Genomic DNA, 16022 nt, shown 5'->3' on the forward strand with positions numbered 1-16022 from the left:
GGGCGGCCGGGCCATCCGGTCGGGTCGCCGTTGTGCCGTGTGCCCAGCGGCGGCCTGGCAGGTTCCGAAAACGTGCCGATAATTCATCGCCACCCACCGGCGCTGAAGACGCCCGTCGATGCCCATTGCCGCGCAGGTGGCCGCCAGAACCGTTGCGGCGAAAGGTTTCCGGAAGTCTTGACAATCGAGTGTGCTCGATTGAAGCTGACATGGTCACGCGAGCCGCGGTCAAGGTCGGGCGAAGGGCAGTCCTCGACTTAAGTCCCCTTCCACGCGCCTTTTTCCGCAAAGGATCGCGACGATGACACTGAAGACGAGAATGCTTGGCGTCGTCATGGCGGCCGTGACACTGGCCGCCGCCGCGTTGACGTTCGCCGCTCCCGCGTCGGCGGCGACGCTCACGCAGGTGACCAACTTCGGCACCAACCCCACCAACCTACAAATGCACCTGTACGTCCCGGACCGGGTGGCGACCCGACCGGCGATCCTCCTGGCCATGCACTACTGCACCGGGACGGGCCCCGCGTTCCACTCGGGCACCCAGTACGCCTCCCTCGCGGACCGGTACGGGTTCATCGTGATCTACCCGTCGGCAACCCGCAGCAGCAAGTGCTGGGACGTCTACTCACCGCAGGCGTTGCGCCGTGGCGGCGGCAGCGACCCGGTCGGGCTCATGTCGATGGTCGACTACGTGAAGCAGCGCTACTCCGCCGACCCCGCGCGGATCTTCGCCACCGGGACCTCGTCCGGCGCGATGATGACCAACGTCATGCTGGGCGTCTACCCGGACGTGTTCGCGGCGGGCGCCTCGTTCGCCGGGGTGCCGTTCGCCTGCTTCGCCACCGGCGGCACCTCGGAGTGGAACAGCCAGTGCGCCAACGGGCAACTCATCCGGACCGCGCAGCAGTGGGGTGACCTGGTCCGGGAGGCGTACCCCGGCTACACCGGCCAGCGACCCCGGATGCAGATCTGGCACGGCACCAACGACGAGACGCTGCGCTATCCGAACTTCGGCGAGCAGGTCAAGCAGTGGACCAACGTGCACGGGCTGAGCCAGACCCCGACGTACACCGACTCCCCGCAGTCCGGCCACACCCGCACCCGCTACGGCAGCAGCGGCCCGATGGCGCCGGTCGAGGCGATCAGCATGCAGGGTGTCACGCACAACCTGCCGGTCGACGCCGCGCAGGTGATCCGCTTCTTCGGGCTGGACGGCACCGCGCCGCCGACCACCCCGCCCCCGACCACCCCGCCGCCGACGACTCCGCCGCCGACGACTCCGCCCCCGACCACGCCGCCGCCGACCGACGGCGCCTGCCGGGTCGGCTACACGGTCAACGCCTGGAACAGCGGCTTCACCGCGAGCGTGGTCATCACCAACACCGGTGCCACCGCCGTGAACGGCTGGGCGCTGACCTTCACGCTGCCCAGCGGACAGCGCATCACCAGCGGCTGGAACGCCCAGTACGCCCCGGTGAGCGGCGCGGTGACCGCCCGCAACGTCTCCTACAACAACACCATCGCCCCGAACGCGTCGGTCGAGATCGGCTTCCAGGCCACGCACGAGGGCGGCACCGGCAAGCCCACCTCGTTCGCGCTCAACGGTGCCGCCTGTTCGGTGTCCTGATCTCCCCTTCCCACCCCACCACCCTCAAAGGAGTCACACGATGAGAAGTCCGAGATGGAAGGCGGCATCCAGAGCCGCCGTCGCGCTGGCCGGCGCGGGTGCCCTCGCCGCCGGCATGGCGCTGTTCGCGACGGCGCCCGCCTCCGCCGGGACGACGCTCGGCGCGTCCGCCGCCGAAAAGGGTCGCTACTTCGGTACGGCGGTGGCCGGCTTCAAGCTCTCCGACAGCGCGTACACCACGATTTTGAACCGTGAGTTCAACATGGTGACCGCCGAGAACGAAATGAAGATGAACGCCACCGAGCCGCAGCAGAACCAGTTCAGCTACGGGGCGGCGGACCAGATCGTCAACCACGCCCGCAGCCGCGGGATGAGCGTGCGGGGTCACACCCTGGCATGGCATTCGCAGCAGCCTGGCTGGATGGAGAGCATGAGCGGCACCGCGCTGCGGCAGGCGATGCTCAACCACGTCACGCAGGTGGCCACCTACTTCCGTGGCAAGGTCGTGGCGTGGGACGTGGTGAACGAGGCGTTCGCCGACGGCAGCTCCGGAGGCCGTCGCGACTCCAACCTCCAGCGCACCGGCAACGACTGGATCGAGGCGGCGTTCCGGGCGGCGCGTGCCGCGGACCCGGGCGCGAAGCTCTGCTACAACGACTACAACACCGACAACTGGACGCACGCCAAGACCCAGGGCGTCTACAACATGGTGCGCGACTTCAAGGCCCGTGGCGTGCCGATCGACTGCGTCGGGTTCCAGTCGCACTTCAACAACGACTCACCGTACGTGAGCAACTACCGCACCACCCTGTCGAGCTTCGCTGCGCTCGGTGTGGACGTGCAGATCACCGAGCTGGACATCCAGGGCGCTTCGGCGAACACGTACCGCAGCGTCGTCGAGGACTGCCTGGCCGTTGCCCGCTGCAACGGCATCACGGTGTGGGGCATCCGCGACAGTGACTCGTGGCGGGCTTCGCAGACCCCGCTGCTGTTCAACAGCAACGGCTCGAAGAAGCCCGCGTACGACGCTGTTCTCGCCGCGCTGAACAACGGCACCACGCCCACGGACCCGCCGACCGACCCGCCCACCGACCCGCCGACCGACCCGCCCACCACGCCGCCGCCGGGCACGGGTGGCTGCACCGCCACGGTGTCGGTGAACCAGTGGAACGGTGGCTTCGTGGCGAACGTACGGGTGACCGCTGGCTCGTCGGCGCTCAACGGGTGGACGGTGTCGATCGGACTGCCGTCCGGTGCCACAGTCACCAACGCCTGGAGCGCCAACCGCAGTGGTAACACCGGCACGACGAACTGGACCAACGTCGCCTACAACGGTCAGGTCGGTGCCGGGCAGTCCACCGAGTTCGGGTTCCAGGCCAACGGCACCGCCGGCAGCCTGAGCCCCACCTGCTCCGCAGGCTGACGCACCCACCGGCCGGTGCGGGGGGGCAGGGCCCCGCACCGGCCCCACCCTCTCCTGCCCTCGTTGATCAAGAGGTTTGCGTCACCCACGCCAGATCGGATGACGGAAACCTCTTGATCAACCAGGAGGCTAGCCGTCGATGCGGGTGATGTTGCGGATCTTGTTGGACGCGTCCAGGGCGGCGACCTTGTACGCCTCGGCCAGCGTCGGGTAGTTGAACACCGCGTCGACGAGATAGTTGATCGTGCCCCCGCAGCCCATCACCGCCTGACCGATGTGGACGATCTCCGTGGCGGCGGTGCCGAACACGTGCACCCCGAGCAGTCGACCGTCGTCGGGGGAGACGAGCAGCTTCAGCATGCCGTACGAGTCGCCCACGATCTGACCCCGTGCCAACTCCCGGTACCGGGCGATGCCCACCTCGAACGGTGTCGAGCTTTCGGTGAGCTGCGCCTCGGTCTGCCCGACGAAGCTGATCTCCGGAATCGTGTAGATGCCGATCGGTTGCAGGCCGTGCATCTCCCGGATCGGCTCGCCGCAGGCGTGCTGCGCGGCCAGCCGACCCTGTTCCATCGAGGTGGACGCGAGCGCGGGAAAGCCGATCACGTCGCCGACGGCGTAGATGTTCTCCACCGCGGTGCGGTAGTTGGCGTCGACGGTGATCCGGCCGCGTCGGTCCGCCTCCAACCCGGCCGCCTCCAGCGCCAGGTCGTCAGTCTGGCCCTGCCGGCCGGCCGAGTACATCACCGTGTCGGCGACGATCTTCTTGCCGCTCTTGAGGATGCACAGCGCCGCCGTCTGGTGCTTCTCCACGGCGGCGACCTCCTCGCCGAAGCGGAACGCCACGGACAGGTCGCGCAGGTGGTACTTGAGTGACTCGACGATCTCGTCGTCGCAGAAATCCAGCATCCGGTCGCGGCGTTCCACCACAGTCACCTTGGTGCCGAGCGCGGCGAACATCGAGGCGTACTCCATGCCGATAACGCCGGCGCCGACCACGACCATGCTGCGGGGTACGGCCTGGAGGTTGATGACGCCGTCGGAGTCCACGATCGTCCGGTCGTCGAAGTCGACGCTGTCCGGGCGGGCCGGGCGGGTGCCGGCGGCGATGACGCTCTTGTCGAAGGTCACCTTGGACTCGCGGCCGGAGCCGCCGTCGACCCAGATCGAGTGCGCGTCGGCGAAACGCCCGGTGCCGGTGATCATCGTGACGCGGTTGCGGGACAGTTGGTTGCGGATGACGTCGGTCTGCCGGGTGATGACGTGCTGGGTCCGGGCCGCCAGGTCGCTGACGGTGATGTCCTCCTTGACCCGGTAGCTGCTGCCGTACAGGTCGCGCTGGCTCAGGCCGGTCAGGTAGAGCACGGCCTCGCGCAGGGTCTTGGAGGGCACGGTGCCGGTGTTGATGCACACCCCACCGATCATGTCGCGGCGGTCCACGATGGCGACCCGCCTGCCGAGTTTGGCGGCGGCGATCGCGGCCTTCTGACCGCTGGGCCCGGAGCCCAGCACCAACAGGTCGTAGTCATACACAGGCGTTAGCGTCGCAAGATGTCGCGGCGCACGCCAGACCCCGGAGTCGAGCGTTATTCGTCTGCCACCGTGCAGAGGCCGCCGTTCAGCGTGTTGTGGCGGACGCCCCGACGGGTTCGGACGCCGACATCGGCGCGAGGATTCGACTGCGGCAGGTGGAGGGTGTGCCGGTCGCGGCCTTTGGAGCTGAATCGTTTGCGACATCGCTGGCCCGGCCACCGGCCACGACAACCCGGCCCTAGCCGACGAGGCGACGTTCCCAGGCCCAGGCGGCGATCTCGACCCGGTTGCGGGCAGTGAGTTTCATCTGCACGCTCGCCAGGTGGGTCTTGACCGTGCCCACGGCGATGAAGAGCTGGGTGGCGATCTCGGCGTTGGTCAGGCCCCGGGCGACGAGCTTCACGACGTCGAGTTCCCGTGGCGACAGGCCGCCGTCGTCGCGCGCCGGGGCCGGCGAGCTGAGGTGCTCCAACAGCCGTACCGTGATCGAAGGGCTGATCAGCGCGTCTCCGGACACGGCCGCGCGGACGGCCTCCACCAGCAGGGCCGGGCCGGAGTCCTTGAGCAGGAAGCCGCACGCGCCGTTGGAGAGCGCCGTGTGCACGTACTCGTCGAGGTCGAAGGTCGTCACGACGACCACCCGGATCGGGTCGGCGACGCCCGGCCCCGCGAGCAGCCGCAGTGCCTCCAGACCGTCGAGGCGGGGCATCCGGATGTCCAGCAGCACCACGTCCGGGCGCAGTCGTCGGGCCAGCTCGACGGCCTGGACGCCGTCTGCGGCCTCGCCGACCACCTCCATGTCCGACTGGGCGCCAATGATCATGCCGAAGCCGGTCCGGACCATGGCCTGGTCATCGGCGATCAGCACCCGGATCACCGGGCCACCGCCACGTGGAGCGGGAACGCCGCGTCGAGCACCCAGCCACCGGCGACGCCGGGCCCGGCGGTGATCGTGCCGCCGAGGGCGCGTACCCGCTCGGTGAGGCCGATCAGGCCGAAGCCGTGCCCCCGGGCCGGAGCGGTTCGCGGCGACGCGCCGTCGTCGGCGACCCGGACCAGCAACCAGTCAGGGGTACGCCGCACGGCCACGGCCACGGACCGCGCGTCCGGCGCGTGCTGGCGGGTGTTGGTCAGCCCCTCCATCACCACCCGGTACGCGGACGTCGAGACCTCCACCGGCAGTCCGTTCAGGTCGCCGTCGACGTGCAGTCGTGCCGGCGCGTTCGCCGCGCCGTTGAACCCGGTCAGCAGCGGTTCCAGCTCGGTCACCCCGGCCAGTGGCGCCAGCGGCGCGTCCGGCGGGGCGTCGGGGTTGCGCAGGATGCCGACCATCCGCCGCATCGAGGCCATCGTCTCCGCGCCGGCCCGCTCGATCTGCTCCAGGGCGACGATCACCCGCTGCGGGTCCTGCTCGGCGACGAACCGGGCGCCCTGTGCCTGCACCACGATGCCGGTGACGTGGTGGGCGATGAAGTCGTGCAGGTCCCGGGCGAACTCCGCACGCTGCTCGGCCCGTACCAGGGCGATGGCCCGCTCCCGGCCGGCGGCCACGACGCGGAGGTAGAGCCCCACCCCGGCGGCGCCGGCAGCGGCGATCACCTGAAGCAGACCGAAGATCACCAGGAGGCTGTCGGCGCCGGAACGCAGCGGCAGCGCGGCGACGGCGAGCCCGGCGACCACCGCCGCCGCCGGGGCGAGTCGGGGCGCGCCCCAGCGCGTCACCACGAAGACCACTCCGATCAGCCCGGCAGACTCGGCGAGCCCCCAGCTGCCGCCACCGAGCCCGTAGCGGCCGTCGGGAATGATCACGATCGCCGCGGTCACGACCAGTGACGCCGAGGCGAGTATCAGCGCGGCCAACGGCAGCCGGCGGGAGCCCGGTCGGTGCACCGGCAGCCAGAGCGGGACCGTCGCCACCGCCAGCCCCACCCGTACCAGCAGAAGCAGCAGGGCGGCCAGGCTCGTGGGCGAGCTGTACCGCAGGTCGAAGAGGGCGAGCAGCCCCATGGCCACCAGCCCGGCGGTCTGGGCCAGGCGTACCCACCATCGTCGAAGATCCGGCGTGCTCATGGTGACCCAGCGTAGCCAGCCGGACGGAGGTGTCGGATCGGCCAAAAGGCAGACCCCGCACCGGCGATACCCGGCCCCGGGCCGATGCGCCCGCCCGCCGGTCGCGGCGAGGCTTTCCCGGTCACCACGCAGCCACTGGAGGAACGATGACAACCCACGCCCCGCCGGAGACCAGCCACGCCGCGGTAGCCGCGGTCGACCTGGTGAAGGTGTACGGCAGCGGCGACACGGCCGTCCGTGCCCTGGACGGGGTCTCGGTCGGCTTCGGCCGGGCCGAGTTCACCGCCATCATGGGCGCGTCCGGATCCGGCAAGTCGACCCTGATGCACTGCCTCGCCGGCCTCGACACGGCCACCTCCGGTCGCGTCCTGCTCGGCGGCACGGAGCTGACCGGCCAGTCGGACCGGACGCTGACCCGGGTACGCCGGGAACGGATCGGGTTCGTCTTCCAGTCCTTCAACCTGCTGCCACAGCTCACCGCCGCACAGAACATCACCCTGCCGCTGGACCTCGCCGGTCGGCAGCCCGACGCCGAACTCCTCGCGCACCTGGTGCGGATGCTGGGCCTCGGCGACCGCCTGAACCACCGGCCCAGCGAGCTGTCCGGCGGTCAGCAGCAGCGGGTCGCGCTCGCCCGGGCGCTCGTGGCGCGCCCCGAGGTGGTATTCGCCGACGAACCGACCGGCAACCTCGACTCCCGCTCCGGCGCGGAGGTGCTCACCATCCTGCGCGACTCGGTACGCGACCTCGGCCAGACTGTCGTCATGGTCACCCACGACCCGATCGCCGCCGCGTACGCCGACCGGGTGGTGCTGCTCGCCGACGGGCGGCTGGCCGGTGAGATCGACAAGCCGAACCAGGTGTCGGTCACCGACGCCCTGCGTGACCTGGCGGCCCGCCGATGAGGGCGGCAGTGCTGCGTACCCAGACGACCGCCGCGGCCCGACGGCCCGGCCGGCTGATCCTGACCGGCCTGGCGATCCTGGTCGCGTCGTTCGTCGTCTTCGGCACCGTGCTGGTGCAACAGATCACCGAACGGACAGTGCGGGACAACCTCAGCGGCACCCCGGCCGTCACCGACCTGGTGATCGGCAGCGTCGACGTGCCGCCACCCACAGTGCGGGACGTGCAGCAGATCCGGGCCGTGCCCGGGGTTGCCGAGGCGGTCGCCCGGGTCGCCACCGGCGTCTCGATCGGCGAGGGATACCTCAACCTGCAGTCCGATCCGGGCGCCGGCCCGCTGAGCACGGTCCGGGTCGTCGAGGGCAGGTATCCCGACGCCCCGGGCCAGATCGCGATCACCCCGCGCACCGCCGAGCGGCTCGGGCTGTCGGTCGGCACCACCACCAGCGCTACCGGCGGCGAACTCAGCGCGCCCGCTCCGCTCACCGTGACCGCCATGGTGGAGACCACCGCCGACGCCGGCTACGACGCGTACGCCCCGGAGAGCGCCGTGATCGGCTGGGCGCGACTGACGGCAGTGGATCGCGTGGACGTGCGGGTGACGCCCGGCACCGAAGCCGACGCGGTCCGCCTACGGGTGACCGCCGTGGTCGCCGCCCAGCCGATCCGCTCCGGTGCCGAGGTACGCGACGCCGAGGCCAACGCGGTGGCCGAGCAGGTCGGGAAACTCTTCATCCTGGTCGGCATGTTCGTCTCCATCGCGGTCGCCGCCGCCGCGCTGGTGGTCACCTCGACCTTCCGCATCGTCTTCGCCCAGCGGATGCGGCAGCTCGCGCTGCTGCGGGCGGTCGGCGCGAGTCGGGCCACCCTGGTGGGGGCCCTCACCGCCGAGGGCGCCCTGACCGGGCTGGTCGCCGGCGTCGTCGGGGTCGCTGCCGCACTCACCCTCGGGTACGCGCTGCCGCCGGTCCTGCGCGCCGCCGGCCACCAGGTCTCCACGCCGGGACTGCCGCTGGTGGCGGCGGTCACGGTGGTGATCGGCGCTGTCGTGATCACCGTGCTGGCCGTGCTGGCACCGGCGCTCTCCGCCGCCCGGGTCTCCCCGCTGGAGGCCCTACGGTCGGCGAGCACCACCGCCGGCCGCCGCGGCATCGGCGTGCTGCGTCTGGCCTTCGGGCTGCTCCTGGCCGTCGGCGCGATCCTGGCGGCGGTCGGGACGATCAGCCGGTTGCCGAAGCCGGAGCAGTCGAACTACGACGCGTCGATGCCACTGCTCCTGCTGATCGGGTCCGGCACGTTGGCGTTCTTCGCGCTGGTGGCCCTCGGCCCGCTGCTGGTGCGCCCGGTGCTGGCCGTGGTGGGTTGGCCGCTGCGCCAGCTCGGGCCGATCGGGCGGATGTCGGTCGGCGGGATCGGCGGTGCCCCACGCCGCGCCGCTGCGGTCTCCGTCGTGGTCGCCCTCGGCGTGACCCTGATCTCCGGGGTGGTCATCGGCGGCGCGTCGTTGCAGATCCTCGCCGACCGCGAGATGGCGCTGTCGGCTCCGACCGACTTCGAGATCACGACCAACGGTGGGACCCTGCCGCCGGCCGTGGTGACCCGGGCCGAGGCGGCGCGCGGCGCGCTGGCCCGGGTGGTGCCGTACCGGAGGGTCGACGACGCCCGGCTGCTGCGCGGCGCGGACAAGCTCGGCGACGTCGAGGCCGGCTATCCGACCAGCGACCTGGACCTGGCCGCGTTGCCGAGCACCAAGGCCCTGGACGTGGCCCAGGGCGCCCTGACCGATCGTGGCCCCGGCCGGATCGTGGTCAACAGCTGGGTCGCGCGGGACGCGGGTCTGCGGGCCGGCGACACGGTCACGCTCGCCGTCGCCACCGGCCGGGTCGACGTGCGGGTGGCAGCGGTCCTGCCCGGTGACGGTCCGCTGCACGCGGGCATCCTCGCCGACCCGGCGGACCTGGACCGGCTCGGTGTGCCAGCCGCGTACACCGGTCTGCTGGCCGACGCGGCCGGGGCCGGCGAGGACGGTCGCACCGCCGGGGTGCGGGCGCTGCGGCAGGCGATCGGCGGCAGCGACGGGGTGGGCCTCGCGGTGCTCGCCGACGAACGGGACCGCAACGACGCGTTGGTGCGCACCCTGGTCTGGATCGCGGTGGGTCTGGTCAGCCTGACCGTGCTGATCGCTGTCGTCGGCGTGGGCTCCACGACAGCGCTGTCGGTGGTGGAGCGGGTCCGCGAGTCCGGTCTGCTCAGGGCGATCGGGCTGTCCCGGACCGGTCTGCGCACCATGCTGACCGTCGAGTCGGGCCTGTACGGGGTGATCGGCGCGACCATCGGCCTGGTGCTCGGCATCCCGTACGCCTGGTTGGCCGTCCAGACCCTCGGGATCGAGGCGCCGCTGATCGCGCCACTGCTGCCGCTGGCCGGGCTCTTCGTGGTGCTGGTCGGGCTGACCGCGCTGGCCGGGGTGCTGCCGGCCCGTCGGGCGTCGCGGGTCAGCCCGGTGGAGGCGCTGGGGGCCGAGAACTGAGCACCGTCGTGGGGGGGGGGGGGGGCGGGGGCGGGCCCCCCCCCCCCCCCCGGGGGGGGGGGGGGGGTGGGGGGGGGGGGGGGGCGGGGGGGGGGGGCGGGGGGGGGGGGGGGGGGGGGGGGGGGCGGGGGGGCGGGGGGGGGGGGGGGGGGGGGGGGGGGGGGGGGGTTCGGGGGGGGGGGGGGGGGGGGGGGCGCCCCCCCCCCCCCCCCCCCCCCCCCCCCGACGACCTGGTCAGTTGGGGTTGTTGGCGTGGGTCAGCGTCTCCCAGGCGACGAAGAGGTTGTTCGTCCCGGCCGGACGTTGTTGCAACGTGAGGGTCTGGGTGTTGGTCATGACGTTGCCCAACCGGGTGCTCATCGCGTTGAAGCCGACCTCGGTGATCGGCCCGAGGCCCCGGGTGAGGCTGCCACCGCAGAGCCAGGAGGGTGGCGCCTCGCCGAGCTGGTAGCGCGAGTGGAAGCCCAGCGCCTGGCGCAGCCGCTCACCGACCTGCGGGTACAGGTCCCGTCCCTGGATTCGGGAGGTCTCCGCGACGTGCGAGATGGCGGAGATCCCGTAGCCGGTGTGAACGAAGTCGCGGCAGGTCTCCTGGGCGAGGCCGGCGACGAAGGTGGACTGGCCCTGCCAGTAGCCGATGATCTCCGCGCTGGTGTCCAGGCCGCTGCCGGGCATCGTGTACGGCAACGCGCCGTCGCTGGGCAGGTAGATGAAGGCCCGGGTGCGGTTGAGGAAGCGGGTGACCGCCGCGTCGTAGGCGCTCCGGTCGTCCAGGAAGACGGCGATGCCGACTGCGGCCTCCATCATGGTCAGTTCCCAGTTGCCGTTGCTGTTCGAGCCGTTGCGCACCACCGGCAGGTAGACGTTGCGCAGCATGGTGGCGAAGCGGTTGGCGTTGGGCCAACTCGTGTACGTGTACTTGATGATCTCGGCCGCCCGGGGCCAGACCGAGGCGGCCCAGCCGGTCTGCAACGGGCCGTTGCTGCCGGTGTGTGCGGTGATCGTCGCCGACCAGGCATCCATGATCTGGATCGACTTCTGCGCGTACCGGGCGTCCCCGGTGACGTACCAGGCGAGCGCGTCGGTGTACGCCGCGATCGCGTCCTCCCGCTCGTCGGTGCAGCCGTTGTTCGGGTTGGAGTAGGAACCACACTCGACCACCGAGCGGGGCGCCGGGGTGCGCGACAGGGAGGCGTACCGGCTGCCCATCATCTGGCTGTAGGCCGACGCCCACGGCTGCGCGCCGGCCTGCACCCGGCCGCGGACGAAGTCGAGTTGACCCCGGCTGACCAGCACACCGGGATGCGTGAAACCGCCGGACGGGGGTGGTGTGGTGCCGCCGCCGGTGGGCAGCGTCCAGGTCTGGTTGGCGGTGCCGGTGCAGCTCCAGATCTGCAGCGGGGTGCCGTCGGCGGAACTCTGGCCGGTCGCGTCGAGGCACTTGCCCGAGGTCGGGTTGACCAGTTGCCCGGCGTTGGCCGACCACTGCTGCGCCCCGGTGCCGTTGCAGTCGTAGATCTGCACCCGGGCGCCGTTGGCGGTGCTGGCGGCGGCGATGTCCAGGCACTTGCCCAGCGCCCGGATCGTGCCGTCGTCGCCAACCGTCCACTGTTGCGCGGTGGAGCCGTTGCAGGTGAAGAGCTGGACTGCGGTGTTGTTGGCCGAACTCGCGGCGGCCACGTCGACGCACTTGCCGCCGTACCCGGTGATGGTGCCCGTCGCGGCCGCCACGGCGGACGATGCGCCGACGACCAGACCGGTCGGTACGGCGAGCAGGGCCGCGGCGAGCGCGGAGATCAGTCTGATGCGGGGGTGGCGGGGCGTGAGCCCGGCCGATCGTCGCGCCATGTGGGGGTCCTTCCGGGGCGGCGAAACAACTGTAAAGTGTGTTAATCATTACAGTCATACAGGCCGATATCAATGTCTTCGTCGCCACGGATGCCGTTACGGGTGCATGGACGCACCCTTGAGTACCTTGTCCACCACGTTGCGCGGCGCGTGCAACGCCAGTCCCACCAGGTCGAGCTTCTCCCGTCCGACCGCCTGGACGGCGGCCCGGTTGTCCCGGTCGTTGCCGGTGGCGAACAGCTCGGAGGTGAAGATCGCCAGCCGCAGGCCACGAGCGAGCCCGCGCGAGTGCGCGCCGACCAACGTCGCCCGGTCCCCGGCGAAGACCAGCACCGGCTGACCGAACATCGGCAGGTAACCGGTGCCGTCCGCGTCGCGGTACTCCTCGCCGACCAGCTCCGGCAGCGTGCTCGCGATGCCGCTGACCAGGAAGGCGGTGACGTTCAGCCGTTGCCAGCCCGCCAGGTCGTTGCGGAGCAGCACGGCGATCTTGGTGGGAAAGCGGATCGGTTCGGTCATGGCGTCGAGCCTGCCCGCCCGAACACCTACCGGTCTTGTACGTTCTTAGCGTGGCCACCCGCCCGGCGGGCTCGCACGTCAGCGCGTGGCGACCCGCGGTAGCCGGGGTCGCCGAGGTCTTCCACGCCCATTTCGTCGACCACGCCTACCCCCGGCACATCCACGAGGTGTGGACGCTGTTGATCGTCGACGACGGCGCGGTCCGCTTCGACCTGGACCGGCACCGGCACGGCGCGCTGCGCACGTCGGTCACCCTCCTGCCGCCGTACGTGCCGCACGACGGCAGATCCGCCACACCCGACGGCTTCCGCAAGCGGGTCCTGTACCTCGACACCTCGACGCTCGACGCCGAGCTGGTCGGGCGGGCCGTCGACGAGCCGGACCTGGCCGATCCGCGGCTGCGCGACCGGGTCCACCACCTGCATCAGGCGCTCGCCACACCCGGCGACGAGTTCGAGGCCGAGAGCCGGCTCGCGTTCATCCTGGACCGGCTCCGCCGCCAGCTCCGCCAGCGCTGCCCGGTCGGTGTCCAGCCGGCCGGACACGGCCTCGCGGTGCGCCTACGGGAGCTGCTGGACGCCCGGACCGTCGAGGGCGTCACCCTTCGGGAGGCCGCGGAGCTGCTGCACGCCCACCCGACCCACCTGGTCCGGGCGTTCACCCAGGCGCACGGCGTGCCACCGCACACGTACCTGACCGGCCGCCGGGTCGAGCTGGCCCGTCGCCTGCTCCTCGCCGGGCAGCGGCCCGCCGAGACCGCCGTCGCGGCCGGGTTCTTCGATCAGGCGCACCTGACCCGCCACTTTCGGCGCTACCTGGGGGTCAGCCCGGCCCGCTACCCCCGCCCGAGCCGATCGCGGTCAGACGAGCTGGCCGCCGATGACGGCGAGCAGGCGCAGCTTCTCGTCGCTCGGCGACCCGGGTACGGCAGTGAAGACCAACAGTGTCTGTGACTGGTCGGGATCCACGAGCGTCTGGCAGTGCAGCTCCAACGCCCCGACCTCCGGGTGCACGAAGTGCTTGGGCGGGCAGTAGCCGGCGGGCACCGGGTGCTCCCGCCAGAGCTGCGCGAACTCCGGACTCCTGGCCAGCAGGTCGTCGACGAGCGCGGCGGCCCGTGAGCCGCGCCCGTCACGGGTGTACGCCGCGTGCAGGTGCGCCACGAGCAGGCGACTCTGTGTCTGGTGATCCTGCGCCGGGTGCAGCTGCCGTGCCGTCGGGTCGGTGAACCAGCGGTAGTGCGCGCTGCGCGCCAACCCGGTGTACCGGGTCTCGTCACCGAGCAGGGCGACGGCCGGCGCGGTCTGCGCCAGGGTCTCGCCGAGGTGGTTCACCACCTGGGCCGGGGTGTCGTGCATCCGGTCGAGGATGCGCATCATTCCCGGGTTCACGTGGTCGGCCCGCACCGCGCGGCGCGGAACGGCGTGACCGGCGAGCTGGAACAGGTGGTCCCGTTCGGCGAGGGAGAGCCGCAGGCCCCGGGCCAGGGCGGCGAGCATCTGCTCCGATGGGTGCGGCCCGCGCTGCTGCTCCAACCGGCTGTAGTAGTCGGTGGACATCCCGCTCAACGTGGCGACTTCCTCACGCCGCAGCCCTCCGGTGCGCCGACGAGGGCCCCGGGGCAACCCCACGTCCTCGGGCTTCAGGGCCTCCCGGCGGGTACGCAGGAAGCTCGCGAGTTGGGCGCGGTCCACGGGTGTCTCCGATCGGTGGGTGCCGGCGAATCGACAGGCACATCGAGTGCAACAGACCAGCCCCGCCCCGGTGTTCCACCCCACCCCGAGATCGCACTCCCGCCCCGCGCCCTGCGCCCGCGCCCGCGTTCAAGATCGCACTACATTCTGGTTGTAGTGGTGTGCGGGGCGATCGAGGCCACTACATCCACGATCCAGCGCGATCTTGGGGCGGGGCGGGGCGGGGCGGGGCGGGGCGGGTGTCCGGGTCCCGATTTCGACCGACAGGTGTGGGTCCGTCTGGGGCGGTCAGCGTTGGATGGACTTGGTCTCCAGGAACTCCTCCAGCCCCAAGCGGCCGAACTCGCGGCCGTTGCCGGAGTGCTTGTAGCCGCCGAAGGGGGCGAGCGGATTCCAGTGGCCGGCGTTCACGTCGACCTGGCCCACGCGCAGCCGCCGGGCGATCGCCAGCGCGTGCTCCGGCTCACCGAAGACGCCGCTGGTCAGGCCGTACAGCGTGCCGTTGGCGATGGCAACGGCCTCCTCCTCGTCGGCGTAGGGGATGATCGTCAGCACCGGGCCGAAGATCTCCTCCTGGGCGATCGCGGAGGCCGGATCGACGTCAGCGAAGATCGTCGGCTGGACGTAGGCCCCGACGGTCAGCCCCTCGGGCCGCTGTGGGCCGCCGAACACGAGCCGAGCGCCGTCGGTGGTACCCCGCTCGATGTAGCCGACGACCTTCTGCCGGTGGGCCTCGGACGCCATCGGGCCGATCCGGGTGGCCTCGTCGCCAGGGTCGCCGACGGTGTACTGCTTCGCGGCCTCGACGGCCAACGTCACGACCTCGTCCTGACGCGAGGCGGGCACCAGCATCCGTGGCCATGCGCCGCAGACCTGACCGCCGTTGCTGAACGCCATCATCACGCCCCGCTCGACAGCGGTGGGCAGGTCGGCGTCGTCGAGGATGATGTTCGCGCCCTTGCCGCCCAGCTCCAGCGCGACCCGCTTGACGGTCGCCGCGGCCACTGCGGAGATCCGCTGTCCTGCCCGGGTGGAGCCGGTGAAGGAGATCATGTCGATGTCCGGGTGGGCGGAGATCGCCTCGCCGACGGTCGCGCCGGTGCCGTAGACCACGTTGAAGACACCCGCCGGTACGCCGGCCTCGGCGGCGACCTCGGCGAGGATGCGCGCGGTCAGCGGGGCGTTCTCGGACGGCTTGAAGACCATCGTGTTGCCGGCGAGCAGAGCCGGTGCCAGCTTGGAGACGATCTGCTGAAGCGGAAAGTTCCACGGCGTGATCGCGCCGACCACGCCGATCGGCTCGCGGACGATGAGCGAGTTGCCGACCTCCTCGGTCCAGGTGAAGTCGTCGGCCAGGCCGGCGATGGACTCGACCACGGCGGCCGGGAACGCGACCTGGGCGGTCCGGGACATGCCGATCGGAGAGCCCATCTCGGCGGTGATCGCCTGGGCGATCTCCTCCGTGCGGGCGGCGAGGCCGGCACCGAGGCGGCGCAGCACGTCTGCCCGGTGCCGCGGGGTGGTCGCCGACCAGGCCGGGAAGGCGGCTCGGGCGACAGCGACGGCGCGGTCGACGTCGGCGGCGGTGCCGGCCGGGGTCTCGGCGACGACCTCGCCGGTGGCCGGGTTCACGACGGGAAGGGTGCCGGCGGAGCCGGTGACGGTCTCGCCACCGATCCAGTGGCCGGCAACGGTGTAGGTGGAAGGTGTCATGGACCGACCGTCGCACCGCTGCCGAACCCCAACCAGGTGCGGTTCATCCACGGTTCGGCGATCCCTGGCTGGGGCCCCGCAGGTCGGGTTGGGCGAGCCCCAGCACCGGCGTGGCTGGGTGGCGTGTCCTGCCGATCGGGAGCTTCGCGGACTGCTCGGGGC

12 protein-coding genes are annotated in these 16022 nt (G+C 71.6%); 5 read left to right on the forward strand and 7 right to left on the reverse strand.

Annotated elements, in window-relative coordinates:
• The first annotated feature begins 301 nt into the window (after positions 1-301).
• Complete coding sequence (locus ACLQ3F_RS27505) at positions 302-1627, forward strand: extracellular catalytic domain type 1 short-chain-length polyhydroxyalkanoate depolymerase (RefSeq protein WP_425852308.1); 1326 nt, start codon at positions 302-304, stop codon at positions 1625-1627.
• A gap of 40 nt (positions 1628-1667) precedes the next feature.
• Positions 1668-3050 carry an endo-1,4-beta-xylanase gene (locus ACLQ3F_RS27510; RefSeq protein WP_425852310.1) on the forward strand — a complete coding sequence of 461 codons (1383 nt, stop codon included), beginning with the start codon at positions 1668-1670 and terminating at the stop codon, positions 3048-3050.
• 129 nt (positions 3051-3179) lie between these two features.
• Here the strand turns inward: ACLQ3F_RS27510 and sthA are convergent, their stop codons facing one another.
• The 3 genes from sthA to ACLQ3F_RS27525 all read right to left on the reverse strand — a co-directional run bounded on the left by sthA (position 3180) and on the right by ACLQ3F_RS27525 (position 6653).
• Positions 3180-4583 (reverse strand): Si-specific NAD(P)(+) transhydrogenase, encoded by a 1404-nt coding sequence (gene sthA, locus ACLQ3F_RS27515; protein ID WP_425852312.1) that lies wholly within the window; start codon positions 4581-4583, stop codon positions 3180-3182.
• A 238-nt stretch (positions 4584-4821) separates the two neighbouring features.
• Positions 4822-5460 (reverse strand): response regulator transcription factor, encoded by a 639-nt coding sequence (locus ACLQ3F_RS27520; RefSeq protein ID WP_355006608.1) that lies wholly within the window; start codon positions 5458-5460, stop codon positions 4822-4824.
• Positions 5457-6653, reverse strand: a complete 1197-nt coding sequence (locus tag ACLQ3F_RS27525) for a sensor histidine kinase (protein ID WP_425852314.1) — start codon at positions 6651-6653, stop codon at positions 5457-5459. The genes ACLQ3F_RS27520 and ACLQ3F_RS27525 overlap by 4 nt, the downstream gene beginning before the upstream one ends.
• Before the next feature lie 146 nt (positions 6654-6799).
• On the opposite strand from ACLQ3F_RS27525, the gene ACLQ3F_RS27530 reads away from it, so the two are divergent.
• Both ACLQ3F_RS27530 and ACLQ3F_RS27535 read left to right on the forward strand, forming a co-directional pair.
• Positions 6800-7558 carry an ABC transporter ATP-binding protein gene (locus ACLQ3F_RS27530; RefSeq protein WP_357207221.1) on the forward strand — a complete coding sequence of 253 codons (759 nt, stop codon included), beginning with the start codon at positions 6800-6802 and terminating at the stop codon, positions 7556-7558.
• Positions 7559-7566: 8 nt separating this feature from the next.
• Positions 7567-10086, forward strand: coding sequence for an FtsX-like permease family protein (locus ACLQ3F_RS27535; RefSeq protein WP_425852317.1), 2520 nt, complete (start codon positions 7567-7569; stop codon positions 10084-10086).
• Positions 10087-10320: 234 nt separating this feature from the next.
• On the opposite strand, the gene ACLQ3F_RS27540 is transcribed toward ACLQ3F_RS27535, so the two are convergent.
• The gene (locus ACLQ3F_RS27540; RefSeq protein WP_425852318.1) at positions 10321-11934 is read right to left on the reverse strand and encodes a ricin-type beta-trefoil lectin domain protein; all 1614 of its coding nucleotides are present in this window, start codon (positions 11932-11934) and stop codon (positions 10321-10323) included.
• Positions 11935-12030: 96 nt separating this feature from the next.
• Positions 12031-12453: a DUF2000 domain-containing protein gene (locus ACLQ3F_RS27545; RefSeq protein ID WP_357207495.1), complete on the reverse strand. Its 423-nt coding sequence runs from the start codon at positions 12451-12453 to the stop codon at positions 12031-12033.
• Between the two features lie 50 nt (positions 12454-12503).
• Between ACLQ3F_RS27545 and ACLQ3F_RS27550 the strand changes: the two genes are divergently transcribed.
• Positions 12504-13406 (forward strand): AraC family transcriptional regulator, encoded by a 903-nt coding sequence (locus tag ACLQ3F_RS27550; protein WP_425852321.1) that lies wholly within the window; start codon positions 12504-12506, stop codon positions 13404-13406.
• Here the strand turns inward: ACLQ3F_RS27550 and ACLQ3F_RS27555 are convergent.
• Entirely contained in the window at positions 13314-14147 is an 834-nt protein-coding gene (locus tag ACLQ3F_RS27555; protein ID WP_425852323.1) for a helix-turn-helix transcriptional regulator, read from the reverse strand. The two genes, ACLQ3F_RS27550 and ACLQ3F_RS27555, sit on opposite strands and share 93 nt — an antisense overlap.
• A gap of 288 nt (positions 14148-14435) precedes the next feature.
• Entirely contained in the window at positions 14436-15860 is a 1425-nt protein-coding gene (locus ACLQ3F_RS27560) for an aldehyde dehydrogenase family protein (RefSeq protein ID WP_425852325.1), read from the reverse strand.
• Positions 15861-16022: the final 162 nt, after the last annotated feature.

Origin of the sequence: Micromonospora sp. DT15, from assembly GCF_049841475.1 — a bacterium.
In the GTDB taxonomy this organism is placed as follows: domain Bacteria; phylum Actinomycetota; class Actinomycetes; order Mycobacteriales; family Micromonosporaceae; genus Micromonospora.

Excerpts from the sequence above, each read along its gene's own strand:
- ACLQ3F_RS27505 (WP_425852308.1), top strand. The coding sequence starts at position 302 with ATGACACTGAAGACGAGAATGCTTGGCGTCGTCATGGCGGCCGTGACA.
- ACLQ3F_RS27510 (WP_425852310.1), top strand. The coding sequence starts at position 1,668 with ATGAGAAGTCCGAGATGGAAGGCGGCATCCAGAGCCGCCGTCGCGCTG.
- ACLQ3F_RS27525 (WP_425852314.1), bottom strand. The coding sequence starts at position 6,653 with ATGAGCACGCCGGATCTTCGACGATGGTGGGTACGCCTGGCCCAGACC.
- ACLQ3F_RS27530 (WP_357207221.1), top strand. The coding sequence starts at position 6,800 with ATGACAACCCACGCCCCGCCGGAGACCAGCCACGCCGCGGTAGCCGCG.
- ACLQ3F_RS27540 (WP_425852318.1), bottom strand. The coding sequence starts at position 11,934 with ATGGCGCGACGATCGGCCGGGCTCACGCCCCGCCACCCCCGCATCAGA.
- ACLQ3F_RS27545 (WP_357207495.1), bottom strand. The coding sequence starts at position 12,453 with ATGACCGAACCGATCCGCTTTCCCACCAAGATCGCCGTGCTGCTCCGC.
- ACLQ3F_RS27560 (WP_425852325.1), bottom strand. The coding sequence starts at position 15,860 with ATGACACCTTCCACCTACACCGTTGCCGGCCACTGGATCGGTGGCGAG.